Annotated in this window: 19 protein-coding genes and 1 tRNA gene; 11 read left to right on the top strand and 9 right to left on the bottom strand. The window is 40.8% G+C overall.

Features of this window, described 5'->3' with window-relative positions:
* Positions 1–5: 5 nt before the first annotated feature.
* A complete protein-coding gene (gltX, locus tag OCU38_RS03395; protein ID WP_261823741.1) occupies positions 6–1,433 on the bottom strand; it encodes a glutamate--tRNA ligase in 1,428 nt (475 codons plus the stop codon).
* A 625-nt stretch (positions 1,434–2,058) separates the two neighbouring features.
* Between gltX and OCU38_RS03390 the strand changes: the two genes are divergently transcribed.
* A complete protein-coding gene (locus OCU38_RS03390) occupies positions 2,059–2,883 on the top strand; it encodes a DUF2797 domain-containing protein (protein ID WP_261823740.1) in 825 nt (274 codons plus the stop codon).
* Between the two features lie 100 nt (positions 2,884–2,983).
* Here the strand turns inward: OCU38_RS03390 and OCU38_RS03385 are convergent, their stop codons facing one another.
* Positions 2,984–3,676 carry an oligogalacturonate-specific porin KdgM family protein gene (locus OCU38_RS03385; RefSeq protein WP_261823739.1) on the bottom strand — a complete coding sequence of 231 codons (693 nt, stop codon included), beginning with the start codon at positions 3,674–3,676 and terminating at the stop codon, positions 2,984–2,986.
* A 1,168-nt stretch (positions 3,677–4,844) separates the two neighbouring features.
* Between OCU38_RS03385 and OCU38_RS03380 the strand changes: the two genes are divergently transcribed.
* From OCU38_RS03380 to OCU38_RS03365, 4 genes are all read left to right on the top strand, one after another.
* A complete protein-coding gene (locus tag OCU38_RS03380; RefSeq protein WP_261823738.1) occupies positions 4,845–5,966 on the top strand; it encodes a porin in 1,122 nt (373 codons plus the stop codon).
* 266 nt (positions 5,967–6,232) lie between these two features.
* Positions 6,233–7,045, top strand: coding sequence for a DUF2057 domain-containing protein (locus OCU38_RS03375; protein WP_261823737.1), 813 nt, complete (start codon positions 6,233–6,235; stop codon positions 7,043–7,045).
* A 713-nt stretch (positions 7,046–7,758) separates the two neighbouring features.
* Positions 7,759–8,604, top strand: a complete 846-nt coding sequence (locus tag OCU38_RS03370; RefSeq protein ID WP_261823736.1) for a hypothetical protein — start codon at positions 7,759–7,761, stop codon at positions 8,602–8,604.
* A 667-nt stretch (positions 8,605–9,271) separates the two neighbouring features.
* A protein-coding gene (locus OCU38_RS03365) for an IS630 family transposase (protein ID WP_261823735.1) occupies positions 9,272–10,307 on the top strand; the annotation gives its coding sequence in 2 pieces (ribosomal slippage) (positions 9,272–9,730 and positions 9,732–10,307; 1,035 coding nt in all).
* A gap of 113 nt (positions 10,308–10,420) precedes the next feature.
* Here the strand turns inward: OCU38_RS03365 and OCU38_RS03360 are convergent.
* The 3 genes from OCU38_RS03360 to OCU38_RS03350 form a co-directional block, all read right to left on the bottom strand.
* Complete coding sequence (locus OCU38_RS03360; RefSeq protein WP_261823734.1) at positions 10,421–13,072, bottom strand: beta-N-acetylhexosaminidase; 2,652 nt, start codon at positions 13,070–13,072, stop codon at positions 10,421–10,423.
* Between the two features lie 700 nt (positions 13,073–13,772).
* Positions 13,773–14,333 carry an outer membrane beta-barrel protein gene (locus OCU38_RS03355; protein WP_261823733.1) on the bottom strand — a complete coding sequence of 187 codons (561 nt, stop codon included), beginning with the start codon at positions 14,331–14,333 and terminating at the stop codon, positions 13,773–13,775.
* 213 nt (positions 14,334–14,546) lie between these two features.
* Positions 14,547–15,191 (bottom strand): helix-turn-helix transcriptional regulator, encoded by a 645-nt coding sequence (locus OCU38_RS03350; protein WP_261823732.1) that lies wholly within the window; start codon positions 15,189–15,191, stop codon positions 14,547–14,549.
* Positions 15,192–15,726: 535 nt separating this feature from the next.
* Here OCU38_RS03350 and OCU38_RS03345 point away from each other — a divergent pair.
* The 4 genes from OCU38_RS03345 to OCU38_RS03330 are packed head-to-tail and all read left to right on the top strand — an operon-like array spanning position 15,727 to position 18,063.
* On the top strand, positions 15,727–16,473 hold the full coding sequence (locus tag OCU38_RS03345) for a hypothetical protein (RefSeq protein WP_261823731.1): 747 nt from the start codon (positions 15,727–15,729) through the stop codon (positions 16,471–16,473).
* Positions 16,474–16,496: 23 nt separating this feature from the next.
* Complete coding sequence (locus tag OCU38_RS03340) at positions 16,497–16,820, top strand: carbon storage regulator (protein WP_261823730.1); 324 nt, start codon at positions 16,497–16,499, stop codon at positions 16,818–16,820.
* An 8-nt stretch (positions 16,821–16,828) separates the two neighbouring features.
* Entirely contained in the window at positions 16,829–17,512 is a 684-nt protein-coding gene (locus OCU38_RS03335) for a C39 family peptidase (RefSeq protein ID WP_261823729.1), read from the top strand.
* Between the two features lie 8 nt (positions 17,513–17,520).
* On the top strand, positions 17,521–18,063 hold the full coding sequence (locus OCU38_RS03330; RefSeq protein ID WP_261823728.1) for a hypothetical protein: 543 nt from the start codon (positions 17,521–17,523) through the stop codon (positions 18,061–18,063).
* 320 nt (positions 18,064–18,383) lie between these two features.
* On the opposite strand, the gene OCU38_RS03325 is transcribed toward OCU38_RS03330, so the two are convergent.
* Together OCU38_RS03325 and OCU38_RS03320 are read right to left on the bottom strand one after the other, a co-directional pair.
* Entirely contained in the window at positions 18,384–19,379 is a 996-nt protein-coding gene (locus tag OCU38_RS03325; RefSeq protein WP_023402949.1) for a transporter, read from the bottom strand.
* 249 nt (positions 19,380–19,628) lie between these two features.
* A tRNA-Pro gene (locus OCU38_RS03320) sits at positions 19,629–19,705 on the bottom strand.
* Positions 19,706–20,113: 408 nt separating this feature from the next.
* On the opposite strand from OCU38_RS03320, the gene smrA reads away from it, so the two are divergent.
* On the top strand, positions 20,114–20,704 hold the full coding sequence (gene smrA, locus OCU38_RS03315; protein WP_390625235.1) for a DNA endonuclease SmrA: 591 nt from the start codon (positions 20,114–20,116) through the stop codon (positions 20,702–20,704).
* Positions 20,705–20,721: 17 nt separating this feature from the next.
* Entirely contained in the window at positions 20,722–21,744 is a 1,023-nt protein-coding gene (rluF, locus tag OCU38_RS03310) for a 23S rRNA pseudouridine(2604) synthase RluF (RefSeq protein ID WP_261823726.1), read from the top strand.
* Positions 21,745–21,871: 127 nt separating this feature from the next.
* Here the strand turns inward: rluF and ybaK are convergent, their stop codons facing one another.
* A complete protein-coding gene (gene ybaK / locus OCU38_RS03305; protein WP_261823725.1) occupies positions 21,872–22,345 on the bottom strand; it encodes a Cys-tRNA(Pro) deacylase in 474 nt (157 codons plus the stop codon).
* A gap of 13 nt (positions 22,346–22,358) precedes the next feature.
* A complete protein-coding gene (ushA, locus tag OCU38_RS03300) occupies positions 22,359–24,005 on the bottom strand; it encodes a bifunctional UDP-sugar hydrolase/5'-nucleotidase UshA (protein ID WP_261823724.1) in 1,647 nt (548 codons plus the stop codon).
* Positions 24,006–24,041 lie beyond the last annotated feature (36 nt).

Below are 24,041 nucleotides of genomic sequence, written 5' to 3'. Positions count from 1 at the left end.
GAGCGTTAAGCGTTTGCTTCACGAGCTGTAATAAACTCTAGAGCCAGCTTAATGCGAGCGATAACGCGCTCTTTGCCAATCAATGCCATTACTGCATCAACAGATGGAGATTGACCGCCGCCAGTTACCGCAACGCGAAGTGGCATACCGATTTTACCCATGCCAATTTCAAGCTCTTCACAAACGGCTGCAATAACGCCCTCTTTAATTGACTCAGTAGACCAATCAGCCAGTGCTTCTACTTTTGCTAGTGCTAGCTCAAGTGGGCCTCTTGCTACGCCGCGAAGGTGTTTCTTCGCTGCGCCTGCTTCAAACTCACTAAAGTCTTCGTAGAAGTAGCGAATTTGCTGAGCCAGTTCAACCAATGTATGACAACGCTCACCTACCAGCTGAATAACGTCAGTGATTGCAGGACCATTGTCCGTGTTTAGGTTTTGTTGATCTAAGTGCCATTGTAGGTATTTCGCTACATATTCAGGCTCAGAAGTCTTGATGTAATGGTTGTTTAGCCACAACAATTTGTCAGTGTTAAAAGCTGATGCAGACTTAGAAACGGCGTCTAGGCTAAATAGTTTTATCATTTCTTCTTCAGAGAAGATTTCTTGGTCGCCATGAGACCAACCTAGACGTACTAAGTAGTTATTTAGAGCATTTGGCAAGTAACCTTCGTCGCGATATTGCATCACTGATACAGCGCCATGACGTTTAGACAGTTTTGCGCCATCATCACCCAAAATCATTGCACAGTGAGCAAAAGTAGGTACTGGTGCGCCTAGTGCTTTGTAAATGTTGATTTGACGAGGGGTGTTGTTGATATGGTCTTCACCACGAACCACTTGAGTAATGCCCATATCCCAGTCATCAACCACAACCACAAAGTTGTAAGTTGGTGCGCCGTCAGTACGACGAATGATAAGGTCATCAAGTTGGCTGTTGCTAATTTCGATATGACCACGGATTTGGTCATCAAAAATTACGCTACCCTCTTTAGGGTTGCGAAAACGTACTACGTAATCATCGCCTTCTTTTGCGGCCGCGTTTGCAGCAACAATTTTAGGGTGATTAGCATCGTAACGAGGCATTTCTTTGTTCGCTTCTTGCTCTTCACGAATTTCTTCAAGCAGTTCTTTAGAAGCGTAACATTTGTATGCTTTGTCTTCTGCGAGCAATACATCAATACATTCGTTGTAACGGTCAAAACGTTTAGATTGGTAATATGGACCTTCATCCCAATCTAACCCCATCCACTTCATCCCTTCAAGAATTGCGTCTACCGCTTCTTGTGAGTTGCGCTCTAGGTCAGTATCTTCGATACGCAGTACAAATTGACCACCTTGGTTTTTAGCAAAAAGCCAAGAATACAGTGCTGTACGCGCACCACCTACGTGTAGATAGCCAGTCGGGCTTGGGGCAAAACGAGTTTTTACCGTCATTGAATTTACCTTTAACAGTCCAGTCGCTTGAATAAGCGTGTAATTTGCCGCTATTTTAGCACCGAAGTGCAAATGTACAACGGAAAGGGACTGGATCTAGGTAAAGACCTTTAGATTAATGACATTTTCGCAGAAGCGAACAACATTAAATGCATTCAATAGTAATGAAGTGAGCATTTAAAGTGAGTTAAGCCATGAGAATCTCATTCTCATTCAACCGTTATTACATAACGAAGCTAACAATACCCACTAGAGAAGCTAGAGAAAATAGAGCGATACGACCAATTAGGCCAAATTCAGAGTGTTCGATCATTGTAGTGTTATGGTGCATAGGCTTTCCTTTTTTTAATAAGTATTTAACAACCACCCCTAATATCGTTCACATTGCGCCGCGTTACAATGTAAATATTTCAATATTATGACACTAGACACTATTCGCTGTATTTATGTGATATAGATCACAGAAATACAGCGATGATTTACATTCGTTTCGATTAATATTCAATCAATTCAATAACTCACCGCAGCCTACATTTTATAAAAACTTTCTCGCTACAGTAAAAATTAACTCGGTATACTAGAGGGAAACGTGCAATAAACTGGATACAAAAGGAACTCACAAAGAATGACTCAACTTTTAGGTCATATCCGAAAAATGACGTCTTCCCTAGAAAATGGGCAAGTTAGCTATCGTTTACCATTAGATGATCAGCAGTTAGATCTTATGCCCCTTATTGGGCAAAAACTGATCCTCAAACATACTGGTCATATTCATTGCCAAGAATGTGGTAAGAAGACAAAGAAAAGTTATTCACAAGGTTTTTGTTATCCATGTATGACGAAGCTTGCCAAATGCGATATGTGCATAATGAAGCCAGAAACCTGCCATTTTGATAATGGTACTTGCCGTGAACCGCAATGGGGGGAAGAGAACTGCTTTGTACCTCATTATGTCTATTTGGCTAATACCACAGCAATAAAAGTAGGTATCACTCGTCATACACAAATCCCGACCCGCTGGATTGACCAAGGTGCTAACCAAGCACTGCCTCTTTTTAAAGTCAGTTCGCGTCTACAATCTGGGTTAGTTGAAATTGCGTTAGCAGAATTCATTTCGGATAAAACCAACTGGCGCAACATGCTAAAAGGTAAAGCGCAACCTATCGATTTACAGCAAAAGGCAAATGAGTTGGTCCCATTAATTGAAGATAAACTCTCCGAGCTTCAATTACGTTTTGGTGAAGATGCGATTGAAAAGCTAAATGCTGAGGTGGTAGAGATTGATTACCCCGTTACTCAATACCCGACCAAAATTACCTCTTTAAATTTTGATAAAACACCTGAGCTTGGTGGCGTGCTGTTAGGTATCAAGGGGCAATACTTGTACTTTGATACTGGAGTGATCAATATGCGTAAATTCACCTCTTACGAGATTTGCGCTGAATTTTAAGCATAAAAAGCCGGACTACACATGTCTATTGTGAGTCCGGCACTATGTTAGTACTTACTCTTGCTTCGAGCCATTTGCGCTCGTTACAATGAATACGCCATTAGAAACCGTAAGATGCACCAAAGACGAAGGCGTTATTCACTAAGCTGCTTCCCGCTGCATTTTCAAGCCCATTTGCTTGGCTACGGAACTCGAAATAAGGTTGAACCCCTTTACGTGTCCACGTCGCACGGATCTCGTGATCCATAGTTTCTGCTTCAATCATATAAACGTTGTTATAGCTTAGAGCCAGATCCATATCCGCGAAGTCATAAGCGATGCGGTTATCCATGCGGTAATCGGTATCAGCATCTAAATCTGTGGCATCAATGTGCGCACGCGTACGGTTGCTAATAGAAAGTCCATTATCAAAGTTGTAGCCAATTTTAATTAAAGGACGGTATTGAATAGACTCTCCCGCAGACATCAAATGTTGATAACCGGCTGCAACCCACAAGTGATCGGTAATATTAAATGATTGCTCACCACCTAAGGTTATTGCCGGTGTCGTGTTACCAGCTCCACCATTTTCTGTAACAATATCTCCTAGCTGTATACCGTCAAACTCGGTATATAGCGTTAAACCACCCAAGCTATTGTCGAAAGTATGACCAGCCTCTAGTGTTGAAGTCGATTTTGAGCCATGAATACGGCCGTCGTCATGAAATTGAATGTTGCCAGTCACATATGACGAGGCAAATGCTGGGGATGAAATCACTAATGCCAACGTACTTAATCCGATGATTTTTTTCATAGTTATACCTATATTTTTTCATTATTTGTTGGTTTCCCAAGCACAACATTCAAGTTCACCACTCAAATACTTGGCTTAGGTTGTACAGTTTTTTGCTTAACCTTCCTTCTAAGAGCAAAGCAAAACTATGTCGTTTATTAAGGCGACTGTTTGCAGCATGAACACCATCAAACAGCCCCTTGTTCTCCATAACTTAGGGGAAATTGTGAGGGAGTTATCCAACAAATAAAAATGACAGCAATTGCATTGAGACTAGTATCACATCAGAATAATCATAAAAAACTAATAAGTTATTTAATTCAGATTAAACAAAGACTTAAGAGAAAAATAAATAAAAGAGATAATTTGAAAATTAATTTAAAAGTGACGTATTTCACAGAATATGACGTACTAAGCACTAGCGCACGAGATCTATATCAAATCAATTTTATATGCATTGCGTTTCTATTAGATAAAATAAAACCAAATAGTGATTAAGATCACGTTAATCTATTATTCCTACCCTACAAAACTCTCCTCGAACTCACTTGCACTGGAAATTTTCACAATAGAGTCACTTATTGTTATGCGCTCTTTGACTGGCAAAAAGTCCCCATAGACATACTCACAAGTAAAAACCCTTGCCCTGCGATTGAATCCACTCACACAGCAGTTTTCGCTACAAATAAGAAACATAATCAAACCTTCAATTTTTCGCCTTAGTTTATTTTTCAATGAGAATTAAGTCACATTTTTTAACCTATAAAGCAACTTTAACGAGACTAATATCGATAAATTCACTGGTTTAAGCTACTAGAGGTTTTTTAATAAAAGCTAATTAAACATAAAAGCCAAAAACACCACCCCAATAAAATCAATAACTTACAAATAAAAAAGCCAAATCTTTAAAAACAAATAAAAGTTCAATTTTAAAAAGTGATCTAAAACTCATTTTTGCACAAAGAGTGCACTCCATCCCATTTTTCGAGATGTAAATTAAGTTTATATTGAACTTTAAAGCTACAGAACCGAAGATAACCCCATCAGAACAAACTGATAAACAACAAACAACATAAGAAAGACGTGGGTTTACAAACTGTTCAATATTAGATGTTTCTATAACCTCTACCCCCAAATAATAAAGTGGTTAAGAAACGATTAAAAACTGTATCCATACAAGGAGTTTCAAATGAAAGTATGCAATAAAACAGCTATCGCTATTGCATTAACAGGCCTTCTAGCATCAGGTTCAGCTTTAGCTGATGAATCTAGCCAAGTAGGTGTAATTTCTGATTTCAACGTTCAAGCATACGGTGTTGCTGCAATCTCTATCGTTAACTACAACGTTGGTGATAACAGAGATGCTAGCGCTGGTTTTGCGGTAGAAAACGAATCACGTATCGGCTTCCGTGCTTCTAAAGACATGTTCGATAACTTCCTAGTCACAATGCAAATCGAATCTGGTTATGTAGATAACACAGACTGGGGACACGGCGGCGTTTCAGGTGGTGTTCTAGGTTTCCGTGATACTTTCCTTGGTGCTTCAGGCGACTGGGGTAACCTTCGTGTGGGTCGAGTTCTTACTCCTTTATATGAAATCGTTGACTGGCCTTTCTCTAACCCAGGTCTAGGTGCAACATTTGATTGGGGCGGCATCAGCGGTCACTACGATCGTCAATCGAACCAAGTTCGTTTTGATTCTGCAAACTACGGCGGTTTCACTTTTGCAGCGTCTGTTGGTCGTGATGATGATAACAATGGTGGCGGTAATGCAACTCGTGATGCTTACTTCTACAGCGGTAATGCAAAGTATAACTTCAGTACTATTACTTTAATGGCGGCAGCAGAAGCAGGTACTCGTGTAACAGCTGCAACAGGACCTTCAATTGGTCTTGATCCTAACGATCAAGTGGAAGTTAAACCAGGAACTCCTGGGTATAAAGATGACACTTTTGCATATCTAGTTGGTTTTGAAGCAGGCCTACCAGCAGGTTTTGGTATTGCAGCTGCCTATAAGTATGAAGAAGTTGATAGTGAAAGTGCAGCAAACGGCAAGCAAACTCAAGACTCTATCTCTGTAATCGGTCAATGGTGGAATGGCCCACTAGGTATCAAAGCAGGCTACGCAGCTAACTTTGATTCTGAAAAAGATGGCGTAACACAAGATGATGCAAACAGCATCGCATCTGTTCAGGTTATGGGCGTAATTAACGGCTTCGTACCATACGTACGTGTTGCAGCTCGCTCTGACTTCACTGCAGAAAAAGACACAGATATCGTTACTCGCTTCGGTCTTGAATACGGCTTCTAAGTCTCATTTCTGAAGGCTAGCCCTATATTAAGGCTCAGTAACTGACATAAAATCAAAACGCTGGCTTAAAGTCAGCGTTTTTTATTTATGCCAAGGAAGAGGCTAAACACTTTATAAAAAATCTTTTATCCCCCTTTATATAAGGGTGTCAGAAATAAATTGAGCATACATGTAGCCCTCTGATTAATGGTCACTTAAACAGTCATAGAGAGAGCTCACAAAAAACCAGTAGTTAGTTACTTTCATTCAGTTAAACAAGAGAATTTATGATGCTGTATAAAAATAAAACTTGGATTGTTGCGTTAATCCCCTTAGCTCTAGGTGCGTGTACAGCACTAGATTCATCCAGCGACTTCAGCAACTCGATTGCCAGTATTGACACACAATTGAACCATGTAAAAGTCATAGGTAAAGAATATAAGCCTGAAGCAAAGGCTATCAATGGCCCTACTATTCTTAAATCCTCTTTGCAGGTTGTGGATGTTTATCCGCTAAATGAAAAGTCGAACCTATCCTCTTTTGTACAAATGGATGTGAGTTACTTTCAAAGCTACGATGAATACAAATCTGTTAGCTACAACGGACAACAGTTATCACTACAACGAACTCAACAATCAGCATCCAGTTGTAACGAGCACTGCACCGCAACTCAATTCTTTACCTTCCCTATTAGTGATCAAGACATTACCAAGGCATCCACTGAAGGTTTAGATTTTGTGTTGGCATCAAGTAATAACACCATGAAAACCCAATTTTCAATTCCTGCTGCGTACATTAATGCAATCCACCAGACAGCAAAACTCACAGCAGGAAAAGCGCCGCAACAAATGCAAGCTCCGACAGTTAAAGCTGAACCTGTAGCAACAACATCAAAAGCACAAGAAATGGTGCAGTATTGGTACACCGAAGCTACTGCAGAACAACAAAAAGCCTTTACTAGCTGGGCATTTGAAAACAGAGAGCAAGTGACAACAGCTTTTGCTAGCGATTCAAAACCAGCTGAAATGATGGCTTACTGGTATGAAAAATCGACTAAATCTGAAAAGATTGACATCTTGAAGTGGCTATTAGAGCGTTAATCATCTCTAAGTAAAAAATAACTGCACGCCCCCAAACTACGCGCATTACGACAGTGCCATTTCCACATTGGATTTGGCACTGTTTTCCCCTCTATAGCTCATGGTATAGCTACTCTTTGTATCGTTATTACAGAAATAACTAAGTAACGCTACTGCAAGGCATTGTTCTTTGGTGGTGCTAATACTGAACGGGGACATTGAGCTTATTTTTTATGCATCTTAGGTTTGAAGTTTGTACTTTTTATTTGTAATCAGAGAGTGTTGGTAAACTCATTTATGCCCCAAAAGCGTTTAGGTTATTTGCTCTACACATTTTACAATGACCAATTGAAGTAAGTTTTTCTAATGTGTAGGAATAGCTATGCCAACCTTATGACCTGACTATTTGTACCGTTTATTGGGTTTATCTGACTACAATGTATGAAAATGGCTTGTTTTGTCGAGCGCTTAGTCTCGTTTTGTCGGTAAGTACTTTCATAAGACATTGTTAATTAGGGGGGGTTATCGTTTTTATCATCTAAGATAACGAGCATTGTTAAAAAGAAATAACACGCACGCTCGTTTTTATGTATAGACAAAGTGCAAAACGTGATGCATATACATTGTATTTCAATGGTTTATGCTAGCCTGAATGAAATTTAGGCTAGCATAAAAACAAGCGGGCCTGTTATTAAGAATGTTATGTGTTCAGACTAAGTTTTGAGGGAAGTATATTGAACTTAAAGAAAAAACTTCAGTATCAACTATTGCCTAAATTCATAGATAAGTACATCGAGGCAAAAAATCGATGTATAGAGCAAAACATACGCCAACGAGAAGTAACTTCTCTTTTAGTGGATAACACAGTTTTGTTTCATGGAGTAACACACGAAACTGCATGGATATCTAATGGAGTAAAAAAGTGGGGAAATACCGAGATAGAAACAGGTCACCTTTCTAGGATTCCTGTCCATAAAAGGGGTTTTAAAGGGAGGGAGTACGCTTCAATTAAATTCTTACCAAGTATTATCGATTTGGCAAAAAGAGGGGTACTTGAACTGTGTCTTTCTGATGAGCTAAAAGATGAACAGTGGACGCAGCTAATGGGTAGGTTCCAAGGTTACGGAATGTTTGATTATTCGCTGTTTAAGGGAGTAGACATGCGTATTATCCATGATCCTGATTATACTTTTGCTATTAGCACACATTCAAGGAGCCTAGAAGAGCAAAGGAAAAAGAGGTTAGCATCAAAATCTGACCCTCTTTATCGTGATCTTATTCGTGTCCTAGGAAAGAAAAATTCACAAGATATTTGGCATATTGTCACCGCAGAAAGAAATGGTTGTTATTGTTTCTTAACTATGGACTTTAAACTTGTTAAAAATGTAGAAGCTCAGAAGAATAATCCGAAAGTTAAGTCTCTAACTACTAAAGTATTAACACCAGAACAGCTAGGCTTGGAGCTAAATTTGCCTTCCATTTCCCCTTGGCTCTACTCGTACCATCAGGCTGATTGCCCAGTAAATTCAGAGCTCAATTGGTCTAACTCCAAACGGCAGAAACCGAAAAGTAACACATAACAAATTACTCAAGTCGACAGCTAACGTTCGGCATTTTTGGTTTGGTTTAGTTCGGTGATTACGATGGCTTTGCTTGAGTACGGTGGTGGTTAGCTGCAACTTAGTAAGGCGTTACTTTTCCATACATCAGCTAATTCGTTATATCCTAATTTAGTACTATAACTGACAAACTTCTGTCCAATAATGCGTCGGATCTTTGCACCGAAGAATGCACCATAGAACAAATACCTGTAACAAAAAAACGCCTGAATGAGCCTGCATTAAGGCGTTTAAGTGCGTTTGTAAGATTAAAGCAACAGGAAAGCGCAATGGCTTGGCGATCCCCCTTCTTTTAAATCTATATTGTCATAGCAACATGAACTGTGCCCATGCTCCATACAAGCACCACCATTGCACTTATTCAGCTACGCATTACTAACTTGCTGCATACGCATAGATAGTTGTTATTAAAAGGGAAAGAGCAAGAAAAAGAGCAAAAAAAACAGCCGTAAAACTCGTGCTGACACCCTGTATTAATGTATTTAAGGCAAACACATCACTTGCCGTGATTAAACGCTCATAACAGGTTTACAAAGACGAATTCAGTCAGGAACACATCCAACTTATACCATTCTAAGTAAAAATATGATCTAATTAGACTTGCTACTTTTACAAGAGAATGGATGCAATGGACAGCCTAAATGACATTGATTTTAAAAAGCTTGCTAGCAAACAAAAATCTATACAAATGAAAATGCGATTACTCGCACTGGCTCATTTTAAGGATGGTCATTCTCGTACCCAAATAGCTAAGTTCCTTAAAGTTAGTAGGACTAGTGTAAATAAGTGGGTTCAAACATTCCTAGAGGAAGGCCTTGAAGGGCTACAAGAAAAACCAAGGACAGGTCGCCCTGCATTTCTTAACGTTGAGCAGCGTGAACAGTTGAGCCAGTTTATTAAGAGTCGAGCTGCGGATTCATCTGGAGGAAGGTTAACCGGTGCTGATATTCATGCTTATATAGTGCAAGAGTTTGATAAACACTATCACCCCGATTCCATTTATTATTTGCTCAACCATATGGGCTTCTCTTGGATAACTTCACGATCTAAGCATCCTCATCAATCCCAACAAACCCAAGACGATTTTAAAAAAATTCAAAATTGAAACGATCCTCAAGATCCCAGGCCATATAGGCCTTGAAAGCGTTGATGTATGGTTTCAAGACGAGGCCAGATTTGGTCAGCAAAATAGCACAACTCGACTTTGGGCTGAGCGTGGTTCAAGACCGAGAGCGGTAAAACAACAACAGTTTGAGTATGCGTATTTGTTTGGCTCAGTCTGTCCTTCGAAAGGTATTGGAGAAGCCATGGTTGTTCCTTGGGTAAACAAGGACATCATGATCGAACACCTTAAGCAGATATCTGAAGCAACCGAGAAAGGTCGTCACGCAGTGGTTATTATGGATGGTGCTGGATGGCACACCAATGATATTGCAGAGAGATTTAGTAATGTCAGTATTATCAAACTCCCGCCCTATTCACCAGAGCTAAACCCTATAGAACAAGTTTGGAGTTGGCTCCGACAACATTATCTTTCTAACCAAAGCTTCACTGACTACAACGATATAGTGGGAAAGGTATGTTCAGCATGGAATCAGTTTCTGAAAAGCATTAGTAGGGTCGCTCAAATGTGCACAAGGGACTGGATTGATCTGACCAGTTAATTTTCCAGATTGGTATTAAAAAGTACTTCTCTATATATTCCCAAACGACAAACACAAAAAAGGCCAGCAACTTGTGCTGGCCAAAAAAAGGAAGTAAACACCCTACATTTCTATTACTTCACTAGTGTAACTCGACTTTCTTTATCTCCACTTGCTGAAATACTCTTAATCCAAACGTCTCCAGAAACAGCAGGACGTTGATCATCTTGGTATGTTACCCAGTTCTCACCATCGGTTGAGTACTGTAGTGCAACGCCAGGGAATTGAATGTTCATAGCCAGTTTGCCATCAACAATCGCAGCACCCGGTACAGGTAAACGGTAATCGATGCCTGCTTTTTCAAGCTTAGCTAATTCACGTTGTCCCATAACGTTAGCAAAACGAGTCCAATCAGTTAGCAATGCATCTTTATTTACAAGGTTAGTTTCTTGTGAATATTCAACGCCTGCTTTGTACTCATTTTCCCAGCTAGCGGCATGCCATGCACGCTCTGCAGCTGCCAGTACGCGAGGGAATACCATGTATTCATATTGCTCATCGGTACGAACTGTTTCAGACCAAAGTTGCGCTGATAAACCAAAGAAAGGTTTCGCTTCAACTTCGCCCTTCGCAGCAAAGCCATTACCATCACGGTCTACTGAAGTTTCAGCATTTTGTGGCATGTTTTCAGGTGCAAATGTGAACATCTTGCGAGTATCAGTTGCACGTGTCGCCCAGTAGTAACCACGCTCTTTTGCATCAACTTCGTATGGGAAGTCCATGTACACGTAATCAGGGTTAGAAGCGATTACTTGATAGCCTTTGTCTGCCCACTGATAAACGTTAGTTGCGCCGCCCCAGTACAGTGTTTCCCAGAAGTTTACGCGAGTATTTTCAGTCGCGAATGACTCTGGACCTTCACTGTATTTCAAGCCATCTTCCCAAGCTTGGAAGTTTGGAATACCGTGCTTAGCAACCAGTTTTGATACTTCTTCCGCAAAGTGACTTGGGATATGTTCGAAGTCATTAACCGCGCCGCTGTTAATTAGCGCCTGACACTGTGGAGACTTAGCAAATGGCTTGTCTTGTACTGTTAGGTCAATATTACCTTTCCAGCCCACTTTTTCTTCTGCAGTAATGTCTTGGAATCCAGCGCCTAGCTTGATGTTTTTAGCTTCATCACCACCAAAGTGCCAAGTTGTTAGTGGCATGCCAGCTTCTTTGTGCATAGCAGCAACTTCAGTAATCACTTTGTCTACAAAGCGAGATGAAGAATCTAAACATGGGTTAATGAAACTTCTCTTATCGTAGAACTGAACCGTAGTAACGTTAGACGTATCTTGCGGGTCCATTAGGCGATATTCGTTAGCGGCTTCTTCTTTACCTTCCGCCATTAGACGGTCGTAACGTGCTTCCATAGAAACAACAGCTGCTCGTGCGTGTGCTGGCATGTCGATTTCTGGGATAACTTCGATGTTACGCGCTTTCGCATACTTCAAGATATCTAGGTAGTCTGCACGGCTAAAGTGTCCTGAGCCAAAGTTGTCTGTCGTAGAACCAGATGCTAGCTGTGGCAACAGACACGTTTTCTCTTCTAGATCGAAACAACGCTTAGAACCGATATCCGTTAGTTCTGGTAGACCAGGAATTTCTAAACGCCAGCCTTCATCATCAGACAAGTGAAGGTGAAGTTTATTCATTTTGTACGCTGCAAGTTGATCAAGCGTTGCCAAAATAGCGTCTTTAGAGTGGAAGTTACGTGCAACATCAACCATCACACCACGGTAATCAAAGCGTGGAGCATCTTTGATATCAAGTAGAGGTAGCTGCGTTGGTGCATCAAGGTTCACTAAAGCAAAGATAGATTGCATTGCGTAGAAAGCACCTGCTTCATCGAATGCTTTAATTTCAACATGATCTTTAGCGATATCTAAAGTGTATGCACCTGTTTTAGCGAATTCGCCTTTAAATTCAGCTGGCGCGATAGCCACTTTAAGTGGAGTTTTACCTTGTAAGTTCACACCTAATAGGTCAGCGCGAGTTTGTAATGCTTGTACCTGATCAGCAGAGAATGCTGCTGTATCTAGCTTCAAACCACCAGCGATATCTAAAGTACCTTCTTTTACTTTAGTGTATGCAGGTGCAGGAATGATAGCCGCTGAAACATCTTCTTTCTTCACGTCGCTGTTTTTATCAAAACGTGTTGCTGCAGTAGCAAAGACATTGTTATCGCCAGGAGTACGTTTCAGGTTGTCGCCTTCAAGACCACTAACAAAGTCAGTCATGTCTACGTTGCTTAGAGACACTAACTGTTTTGGCGTTGCATCGTCAGCTGCAACAAATGCGCCTGGGAAGAAGTCAGTTTCAAATAACTGCCAGTATTCGCCAGTAAAGACAACATCCACACTCTCACCGGCTTTAAATCCAGCAAATTTATCAGTTGGCTCTAGTTTATGTAGGTCACCGGTAATACGAGTGATCTTAAATTGATCGCTATCGACATCTAGAATCAAACGAATGCTATGGAAGTAAATAGCCCAGTCTTTTGAATCCACTGCTTCACCATCATTGGTCAGCGTCATCTTAACTTGGTTACATGATGCCCATTCAGCACCTAGGTCTTGACACTTCAGACCATCGTTTGCTCCATGGTTAGTCAATACTTCGTATTTGATATCAAGATTATTCGCTAGTTTATCAACGGTATCCTGAGGAGAATCCTTCATAGATACACACCCAGCGAGCACGGTTATTACAGAGGTAGCAATAAGACTCTTTTTCAGCATTGTAAATCCCTTGTTATATTTTAATTTTTAAGTTGATTTAAATTGGACTCTTTACAATCTAAAGGGAGTTAATTTGCATTGCAAATTTAGTAATTAAGGCAAAAAACCATAAATTTCATCAAAATCATTTTTATAAGCCATTGTTTTTAAAGGTTAAACTTAAAAAGAAATGTGTTTAGATGTTTTTTTTTGCGAACTATATGCAACTTTTTTATATCAAAAATGTGATTAACAACACGGCTACGTTAAAAACGTTAAAAGCGATTTTTATCGATATCAACAAGAAACATCGATAAGATCACAGTTGCTGATTTAGATAAGTGACCAACCGATTCAAATGAATGTGACCATTGTAACTTACTATAAAATATAGAATAAATTTCCAGTTGAAGATCTCGGGTAAATTAAAAACCAAGATAACCATTAACTCACTGACTTTAATAACCTTTTTATAAAAGCGGGTATTAAAAGTCGAATGGAGTAATTAGACTAAATTTACAACAAAAAATAACCACACTACTCAACTGCTAGCAAATACTTATAAAACAAAGCGTTGAAGCCTTTTTTCTTTGATAAGTGCCTTATCAAAGAAAAACAGACAAAATAAAGCACGCATCGGCGACAGTAGCCAATGCGTGCAAATAAAAATTGTCCTATTTTTTGCGCTGCTAAAGTGTCAATTCAGCATGGAAATAACTAGTTAAAACCAATGATAAGTAGCTGAAACGCCATAGTAATTAATATCAGGACCGCCAATATCGTTGTACCAAGTGTACTCTATTGCGCCAGACCAGTTTTTATGGAATTGATACTCAACTCCTGCGCCTAAGTGAGGTGTCCAGCCTTGATCATCTTCATAAACATTCTCACCATTGGCATTCCATTCGTAAGCTTGAAAACCAACCTTACCGAAAACGGAAAATTTCTCGGCAAATTCATACGACGCTTTGGCGGTTAAATCTAAGGTTTTAGCATCATAACTACCAGAAACATCTTTTAAATCAGCCTCCCCTAAATCGTGATAACCCAACTCAAACGCCAACCAAGGTAATGCTTGTATACCAAAATATGCCCCCCAAGAAAAAGGCGAATCATCAACACCAGTCACATCAGTAACAGCCGCACCTAAATCCCCATAATTTGCTGTACCTAACTTAATACCGCCATAAAAATGAGAAAAAGTAATCTTGTCTGACTCAGCAGCAAATGCTGTCGAGGAAAACGCCAAGATCAATGGAATGGTGAGAAAACGTTTATTCATTAGCTTCATATCCTTATTTAAGCTCAATCAAGATCTGATAGATTTAATATTAGACCTTGCTATCCATCAAACCGTAAAACATTGATTTAATTGTAGTCGTAAAACGATCTTTGAGTAAAAAATGTGATCAATATGACAAACCGTTTCACGACTGCGTATCACCCCTACCCTAAATCAATTCAAAGGATTTCCACCTTTGTTACTCATCATTCCCTAAGATTTAGTCAACGAATAGTCATTCATACGTGCGTATCTCACTGCATCATGCCTTGAGTGGACATTCAGTTTTTTATAGAGCTTATAGATATGGCTTTTTACCGTGCTTTCCGACAAAAATAAGCGAGATGCGATCTGTTGATTCGAAATTCCGTACGCCAGCAACTCTAGTATTTGTTTTTCCCTAGAAGTCAGCCCTGAATCTTGTTGCTCGATGGAAAGATCGGTGGTGCGATAGCTACGCACTAAGCGTTCCATATAAATACGGGGCAACCACAAACCGCCACTAAAGATATAATCAATGCTTTCATGAATATGCTTTACCAATGCATTTTTTAAAAGTACTCCCTTTAAAAACTTCCAACGTAAAATATCTTCATCGACCTCGTCGGGCGGCACATCGTGAACCATTAGCGGCCAGTTCAACATGTCAAAATCGGGCAGTACATGATCTTCCTTAATTTTGTGCAAATAGTCATATTCAATCAAAACCAGATCGGCCACTAAATTGTGGCTTTTTGATATTGCCTCGTCCGGAAGATAGGTAAAAACATTGAGATTAAGGCTAGCTGTGAGTTGCTTTTCTAAAAGGCTTGTTTGGAGACTCTTCTCCGCAAGAATCAATACATTTCGAGAGCTCATCTGTAGTGCTATTTGTAGTGGCTTCTATAAATAATTAGCGATGCCACTACCCTTTGTTGATGATTATTCATACAGAAATATAGTCTACAGGTGACCATTTAGAAAGCTGAAATACCTATCTAAGGCTGAGGTCTGCTCTCATATTCCCCTCTAAATTTAGTACTTACCACCTTAAATTTTTATGCAACGTTTCATCATTTTAATTTTAAGAAACTGTTTTTATTGGAGTAAATTTTTGCCAAGTAGCAGACCTCATTTTTAATCACAGATACTACTGTGAATCAGACTCATCTTTATTCAACCTTTTTTAACACTTGTATTCATACTCAAAGCAACCTCTACGAAATTAACGCATAACCGATTGATATTTAAGTATTTTTAAAATCAAAAATGAAGTTTCACGCTCAAAGCCAGCTAGACGCTCCCTCACGCTTTTTTTCTTTACCTATAATCTCAGAACTCTCGAGGAGCAGTGGGAGTACGTCAGTATTTGCAATAACCCTCAACGGATAAAAAAGGAAACGGGGAACTTATTATGAATCTATACAAAACAAACATCGCGATAGTGCTTGCAGCAGTTTTACTTGGTGGTAATGCCTTGGCTGGAGGAAACTACGGTGGCGGTGGCGGTGGTGGTGGTAACAATCCACCAGCAGATGAGCCAATCGATGACGTAACCATCCCTTCAACATCAGCCTCACACGAAGTTGAAAACTATGTTGAAGACGGTAATAACAACCGACAATGGTCTGACAGTGCTAATGACAGCAGCAGTACTACAACCACTACTACGACCACTACTGAAACCGACGATAACAGCACCAACGCGAGTGTAACTGATAGCTTTAAAGTTGACTCAGATTCAAGTTCACAAGATGACTATACCGATAGTTACAATCGAGACTCGAGTCAAAGCCTAGAGTTAGCTGACAGTTTCAACATTGATTCAGATTCAAGTAAAACCCTTACAATTGATGACAGCTTCAATACTGATACTCGATATGAGCTAAACGTCGAAGCTAACTTTGTTGTAGCAAACTCTGAGCTTAATGGTGAAGTAGATGATAACGATGTTGAGCTTGGTATGAGTGGTGGTAGTGATCAGCGTAGCCGTTCGAAAAAACACTCTAATGGCACAGCAGGTGCGCTAAACATACGCACAGCGAACAGCATCGACGGTATGTCTAGTATTGCTGGTATCACAACGGTTGCACAAAATGCGGGTGCAAACTCACTAGTGCAACAATCTGTAAATACCAACGCCAGTATTCACGGCAACTAAACCTTACTAGCTAGGAGGTAATGATGCGCTCGGCACTGTGTACAATAAGTTTGATGTTAACCTTCTCTATACAGGCTGAAGAAATCGCGCTACCTAGCTCCGCAGTCGCCATTGATATCATGGAGCAATCTAGGGGACAAAAGCATGTTGAACTTGATGTCACTAGTTTAACTTCAGATATCGATGGTGCTATAGATGGTAACGTAGCCGACAATACAGTAAGTGGGAGTAACATAATGGCTTCAGGTGCATTTGCAGACAGTTCTGGTATATCAAGTGTTATACAAAACACCGGCAATAACGTGCTCATACAGAACTCAACTGTTATAAACCTAAGTATTAAGTAGCAAATGTCATGTTAAAGATAATACGACAATGTCTAGTTGGGTTGGTGCTGATTTATTCAGCATCAACTTTTGCTATTGACTTTTTACCCCACAGAGCCAATTACTCTGTCCCTGTAAAAAGTTATAAAGAGACTCTGTTTGGCGATGTCTATCTTCAACAGTATGACTTCAGTTGTGGCTCTGCCGCACTGGCATCACTTTTACACTTCCACTATCAACGGCCGATAAAAGAACAACAGATTTTCAAAGTCATGTACGACAAGGGCAATAAAGAGGTGATCAACAAAAAAGGGTTTTCCCTCCTTGATATGAAGTTCTATCTACAATCTATTGGCTTAAAGTCTGATGGTTTTAAATTGAGCTTAAATAAAATACGAGATATAGGTGTACCTGGAATTACCTTGGTCAACTTCGAGGGGTACATGCATTTTGTTGTAATCAAGGGAATAACCAAAGACAAAGTTATTTTAGGTGATCCTTCACGAGGCACACTCATTATGTCTATTGAAGAGTTTCAACCTTACTACTCAGGGTTAATCTTATTAGTTCGTAGTGAAGCCAATGTAGGAAGAGAAAGCTTTATTCAAAATGATAATTTTTCCATATATCAGTCCTCCCCTTTAGATACGGGGATATCAAGAGACTCTCTAGGGATATTTAGTATTACCTTACCGGTTTCTGGAGACTACTAGGAGCACCTATGACACGCCAGAAATTAGCTTTAGCTTGCGCCTTATGCTTGATGCACAGCGCCCCAACACTCGCCGATGAAATAGACCTGCCTAATGCATATGTTTTAGATAATGCGGCACTGTCAGAGCTACGCGGTGGTTTTCAACTTGCAAATGACTACATTGTTGATATTGGCATTAGCATTAGTGCGGCTGTTAATGGAGAGAAATTCTACCGTACCACCATTGCTAATTTAGTGTTTAGAAATGGCACACTCACCGCTGAAACAAAACCGAACACAGTTGTTCCTCAGGGTAACTCTGGATTAATTAATATCGTAAAAGCAGGTGATGGAAACATTGTTGAAGATGTAAATAGCCAGCCAGATCAACCTTATGTAAGCCAAACAATTTCTACACCTAGCCTGATTAACATTATTCAGAATACACTCGACAATAGTGTGCTGGGGTTAGATACTGTCGTGGATATTGATGCTCGAGTAGAAGGGGTAAACAAACAAATAAGAGACGATATTCGCCTTAAAGGGGCATTACTAAACCATCACTACTAATGGTTAACCGTGCATAAAAATAATGTTGTGAAAGCTACTTTCAAAAGCAGTCTTTACAGTCATACTTTAAAGTTAGGTAACCACAGCAAGCTCAATATAAAGTCTTTCCCTTCCAATGGATCAGTTGCTCGCCTGATGCCTCACTATAGCTCTATCATGTGTGTTCGCACTAATTCCTATGCTCACAGCACAATTTATGCGGGAACAAACTCACTACTTCAATGCATTTTAGGGCAGAAGATACAAAGATTTTGTTTGCCGGTATTTGTGGTTTAACTCAGTGGATTAGAATCAACCTATCAACCTATCAACCTATCAACCTAGAAGTAATAAGGCACTCTTAAAGAAAGCTGAAAGTCTGGCGTATCTTCCGTTAATCCAGCTTGAGCACTGATATTCACTGACGAGCGATCATTCATTTTAAGGTTAACACCCATAGTCAAAGAATCTAAATGAAGAAGTTTGGCATCGTCAGATTGTTGTCCGTTGACCTTACTTTTTAAAATGGTTTTGTGGCTAACACCTAAAGAGAATGACAAGTCTGGATTCACCGCAAAACCCATTCCTCCACCGATAGAAATCGTATCCCCTAGCTCAATCTTCTGCTCTTCAGAGCCGATTTGTACTGTGTCTTCTATATTAAAGATATACCCAACATTGGCGTACAATACCGCAGGATCAGAAGGATAAAGCATTGTTAAACTTGGCTCGATACTCCAAAACCCAGAGCCTGTAGAAACCTCTTTTAGAGTATTGGTGCTTTCGTCTATCTCAATATCATAGGGAGAACGCCCCGTTCGAGTTTTAACGCGTAATCCGCCTATCCAATATGGCGTAGTGTTAAAGTTAAATTGATGACGCAACCCTACCTCAAGATCCCCAATTGCACCGCCACTTGTTGAGCGATTGATCACGTCGGGCGATCCGTCTTGTATCGGCCTTACAACCACCTGATCATTTCGGTATACATACGGTAAACGAATTTCAAACTCAGTGGCATTGGTCAAACCAAGCCTAGCGGTTAAACCAAAGGTAGTGGTAACAAAATCCGCATCACTGACCTCTATGCGGCCTACGATTAACGTGGGCAATACGGTGTAACCCACAACCGAAACTCTGTTGGATGAGTTTTGCGTAAAACTTAAAGAACCTTCTAATGACCAAGTTCCCTTAGGAGACAAGACCCCTGGCTTATCAATGACATCACCTACAGTTAACGTCACATCACTCTTCTCTTCTGCGCTCTCTTGAGCATAGATATTGGGTCCTACACACAGTAAAGCAGCACCACACCAAAGATTTAGTTTGCCTAACATTACAAGATCCTTACTTACGTACGGTGTATAATTTTTAGACAAGTTTTCTATTTATAGCAACTATTGTACAAAAAATAAGCACGGTGAGATTCTCTTGAGCATTCAGCAAACCGTGCTAAAGGAGGCTGTTAAATCATGCCTGCTTGGGAAAGAAAAATGGATGAGAGACTAAAGAAAGTATATTTAGGTAGGATTTCAGATAGCCAGAAACGACAAAACCCCGCAACAAAGTTGCGGGGTTTCTAAAGATGGTCGGTGAAGAGGGATTCGAACCCCCGACCCTCTGGTCCCAAACCAGATGCGCTACCAAGCTGCGCTATTCACCGAGATTTCATCAATAAAGTTTGCACTTTATGACTACTCCACAAGAACTGTTTCCTGCTGAGAAGGCGTATAATACGGATATTTTTTCCCTGTGCAACCTCTAATTTTATAATTTGTCATTTGTTGGCACCAAGTGGCGATTATTCGTCCGGCCACACATTAATATGCATGCACCCGTCAAAAATACACATGATTTTATTACATGCGAATAACAATTGATTTAGATCATTACAGCATTTTCGTATCAACCTAACATAGAGGAATCGTTCAGCAATGAATGATGTATCTCCTCACTAGATCATTGCAGCTATTTTGTTGCGCCGAGTCAATTTGAATTGCCTCGGTTTTTCTTTTTTAAGTGACGTTCCGTTTTTTCCAATTATAATCTCCCTATCTCAAACAATTTCTTGATGTCTATGTCTGAAGAATTTGAAAACGATTTTTCCTTCCAGGAGATGATGGGCGATGTAAAACCTCTCCCTCAAGATACTGCGGTACATAAAAAATCTCACACTGTTGATGAAAATCATCTGTTGAGACAAAAAGCGGCAGTGAGTATTGAAGAAGAATTACCAGAATACCTAACACTTGATAATGCGCCAATGCTAAAGCCTGACGATATTATTGAGTTTAAACGTAGCGGCGTACAAGACGGTGTCTACCGTAAATTAAGGCTAGGTAAGTACCCAATTCAAGCTAAGTTAGATTTGCATCGCAGAACCCTGACTCAAGCCAGAGACGAAGTTGTACACTTCCTCAAGCAGTGCTTAAAGCTCGATGCCAGAACCATCATCATTGTGCATGGCAAAGGTCATAAATCTACGCCACCGGCATTAATGAAAAGCTACGTGGCTTTTTGGCTACAACAAATTAATGAAGTGCTTTGTGTTCATTCAGCGCAAGTTTTTCATGGCGGAAGTGGCGCCGTGTACGTGATGCTGAAAAAGAACACAGAAAAGAAACTAGAGAATCGAGAACGACATCAAAAGCGTCTTGGTTAACTCAAACAGAGAGAACTATGTCCGACAACGCAAAGCGATTAAATAAATTCATCAGTGAAACGGGGTTTTGCTCTCGCAGAGAAGCAGACCGACTGATTGAACAAGGCCGAGTGACTATTAATGGTCAAATCCCAGAAATGGGCACCAAAGTCACCTCTGGAGATGAAGTTCTAGTGGATGGTAAATCACTTCGAACCAAACAAAAGCCAATCTATATAGCGCTCAACAAGCCAACCGGTATCACCTGTACAACCGAACGAGACATACCGGGTAACATTGTTGATTTTATTGGACACAAAGAGCGCATCTTCCCAATTGGGCGCTTAGATAAGCCCTCTGATGGACTGATTTTCTTGACCAACGATGGTGACATCGTGAATAAGATCTTACGCGCAGGCAACAACCACGAAAAAGAATATGTGGTGCGTGTCGACAGAGCTATCACTCCTGAATTTTTGCAGAAGATGGCCAATGGCGTATCCATTTTAGATACCGTCACTCTGCCGTGTAAAATCACTAAAGAATCAGAATACAGCTTTCGCATCGTATTAACTCAAGGCTTAAACCGCCAAATCAGACGCATGTGTGAAGCGCTGGATTACCGCGTATTCAAACTGCGCCGCGTACGCATCATGAACATCACCATTGACGGCATCCCTAACGGCAAATGGCGTTACTTAACCGATGATGAAGTGAAAGTACTGCTTGAGCTGAGTGGCGACTCTGTGGGCACCGAAGAAGCGTCCACTAAAGACGTAAAAGGCCGACGCATCAGAAAAGCCACCGACGCTAAACTCTACGACAGTCGAGAAGAAAACCAAGCCTCTAGAGCGCGCCGTAACCGTGATGAGCAAAAACAAGTATTTGATGGCAAGTTCACCCCAAGCAGGCACCGTCCAAATGGTAAGCCGACAAACCAAAAGTCCTCAGGCGGCAAACCATCAGGCAACAAGCACTATGTCGTGCCAAAAACAAAGCCCGCTGCTTCTGAACAACCAAGCAAGACTCGCATTAAAGGTAAGTTGAGTTTAAAGAAGTAACTGAACCTAGCATGCTATAAAAACAACAATGCCCGAACTCAACATTCGGGCATTGTTGTTTTAGAAAGTCACTGTTTTTGCAAATACATCCGTTAAGCAAAATTGACCTTTATTGGGTGAGTTCTACCTACTCCCCTAGACTGACAAAACTCCCCTGCACCTGCTCTGCAAGATGCTTAGGACAAATCTCAATTTCCAGCCCGCGTTTACCGCCACTAATACACATAGAGGCAAGGTTTTCTGCGCTTTGGTCAATAAAGGTCGGCAAGCGTTTTTTCTGCGCTAGAGGGCTGATACCCCCCACTAAATAGCCGGTGACTTTTTGCGCAAGATCGGGATTTGCCATAGCGGCTTTTTTCAGTTTGTTGGCTTTAGCAGCCAATTTTAGATTGAGCTTAGTGTTTACAGGGATGACAGCAACCCCGAGACCGTTGGCTGTGCCATCCACTGAGAAAAGAAGGGTTTTAAACACCTGTTCTGCGGGCTTTCCCGTAGCGTCAACGGCTTCTTGTCCGAAGCTGTGTTGGTTAGGGTCATGCTTGTATTGATGAAGTTCAAAGGGTACCTTGTTCTTTTTCAATAAACGTACAGCAGGTGTCATAATCTTCTTAGTCCTATTCGTAAGTCATTTCCCCACGAGATTCATAACTTCTAATATCGATGGGGCTATTTTTCTCAAGATACTCCTTCAATACTTCGGCATCAACAAAGCCTGTGTTGACAAAGCCGCTGTGATCTTTAATGACAGGGTAACCGTCTCCACCAGCGGCATTAAAGCTTGGCACACTGAAGCGATACATTTTATCTTCTTCTAGCACTTTCCCGCCAATTTTGACGTTTTTCACCCCATCTTTTGCCACAGTCATCGAAATACCAGAGAACTGCGCATACGCACCTGAGTCGGTTGGCTTAGTCGCGACTACATTTAGGTAATCTAAAATCTCAGATCCTTTCATATCGACATAAGTAATGATGTTGCCAAACGGCTGTACTGTCAGTACGTCTTTGTAGGTAATGTCCCCTTCGGCAATAGAGTCACGCACGCCACCTGAGTTCATGACGCCAAAGTCCGCTTTAGCACGTTGCATGTGTGCGGTGGCAATTAAGCGACCTAAGTTAGTTTGTTCAAACCTAACCTTATTACGGTCTCCTTCCAGCTTGCCGTTGGACTGCGCAATTTTCACATTCAGTTTGGCTTGCCCTTGCTCTTGGTATGGCGTTAAAAAGTCTTCTACATCTGAATCAGCTTCGATTTTTTCACCGACAATCACGCGCTGTTTTTTGCCATCCACTTCCACTTTTTTCGTCAGGTTAACCGGCACTAACGCATAATGAATAAGCTCTAGCTCGCCATCAGAATATTCATAGTCAGCACGCCCAACGTATTTACCCCACTCGAAGGCTTGCATGATCCAAGTGCCATTTTGTTGGTCTGGTTGACAGGCATCTCCCGGCTTAAAGTTCTTTTTCACCAAATTTGGGCCTTCCATACACACGGGCTCTTGTGAGTGACCGCCAATCACCATATCCAGTGCGCCCTCAGGCAAGTAACGAGCAAGAGCTACATCGCCCGGTGCATTGCCACCATGTTGACCGTTTTGGTAGTGCCCCATGTGCGTAACCGCAATGGTAATATCCGGTTGTTCGCGAGTTTCTATCTCTTTTAGCAGCTGCCTTGCTTCAGGTTTAGGGTCTCTAAATTCTAAGCCTTGGATATATTCAGGATTGCCTATTTTGGCGGTGTCTTCGGTGGTTAAGCCTATAACAGCAATTTTTAAACCGTCTTTATCAAACATTTGATAAGGCTGAAATTTTCTCTGTTGGCTCTGTTTTTCATAAATATTAGCCGACAGCATCGGGAACTTAGCCCATTGTTGCTGTTTTTCTAATACCGATAATGGGTTATCAAATTCATGGTTACCAATCGCCATCGCATCGTAGCCCAGTAAGGTCATGCCTTTGAAATCAGGTTCCGCATCCAGAAGATCCGACTCTGGTACACCCGTGTTGATGTCACCACCCGATAGTAGCAGCACCGCGCCACCTTCAGATTCAACTTCTTGACGGATTTGATCAATCAGCGTTTTTCTTGCCGCCATACCCAATTCACCGTATTTGTTTGGCCAAAAACGACCGTGGTGATCATTGGTATGTAGGATTGTCAGTTTTTGCACGTCGTCATTGTTGCTGACCACGATATCGTCTGAGGCACAACCTACGGCTAGCGTCCCTACTGCTATTGCTAATACGAGTGATTTCATTTGCAACCATTACTATTCAATTAGATGTGTATGCAA

It is taken from the genome of Vibrio neonatus (genome assembly GCF_024346975.1).
Lineage (GTDB): Bacteria > Pseudomonadota > Gammaproteobacteria > Enterobacterales > Vibrionaceae > Vibrio > Vibrio neonatus.
Note: the sequence above shows the minus strand (reverse complement) of the source record. Positions and strands in the feature narration are given on the sequence as shown.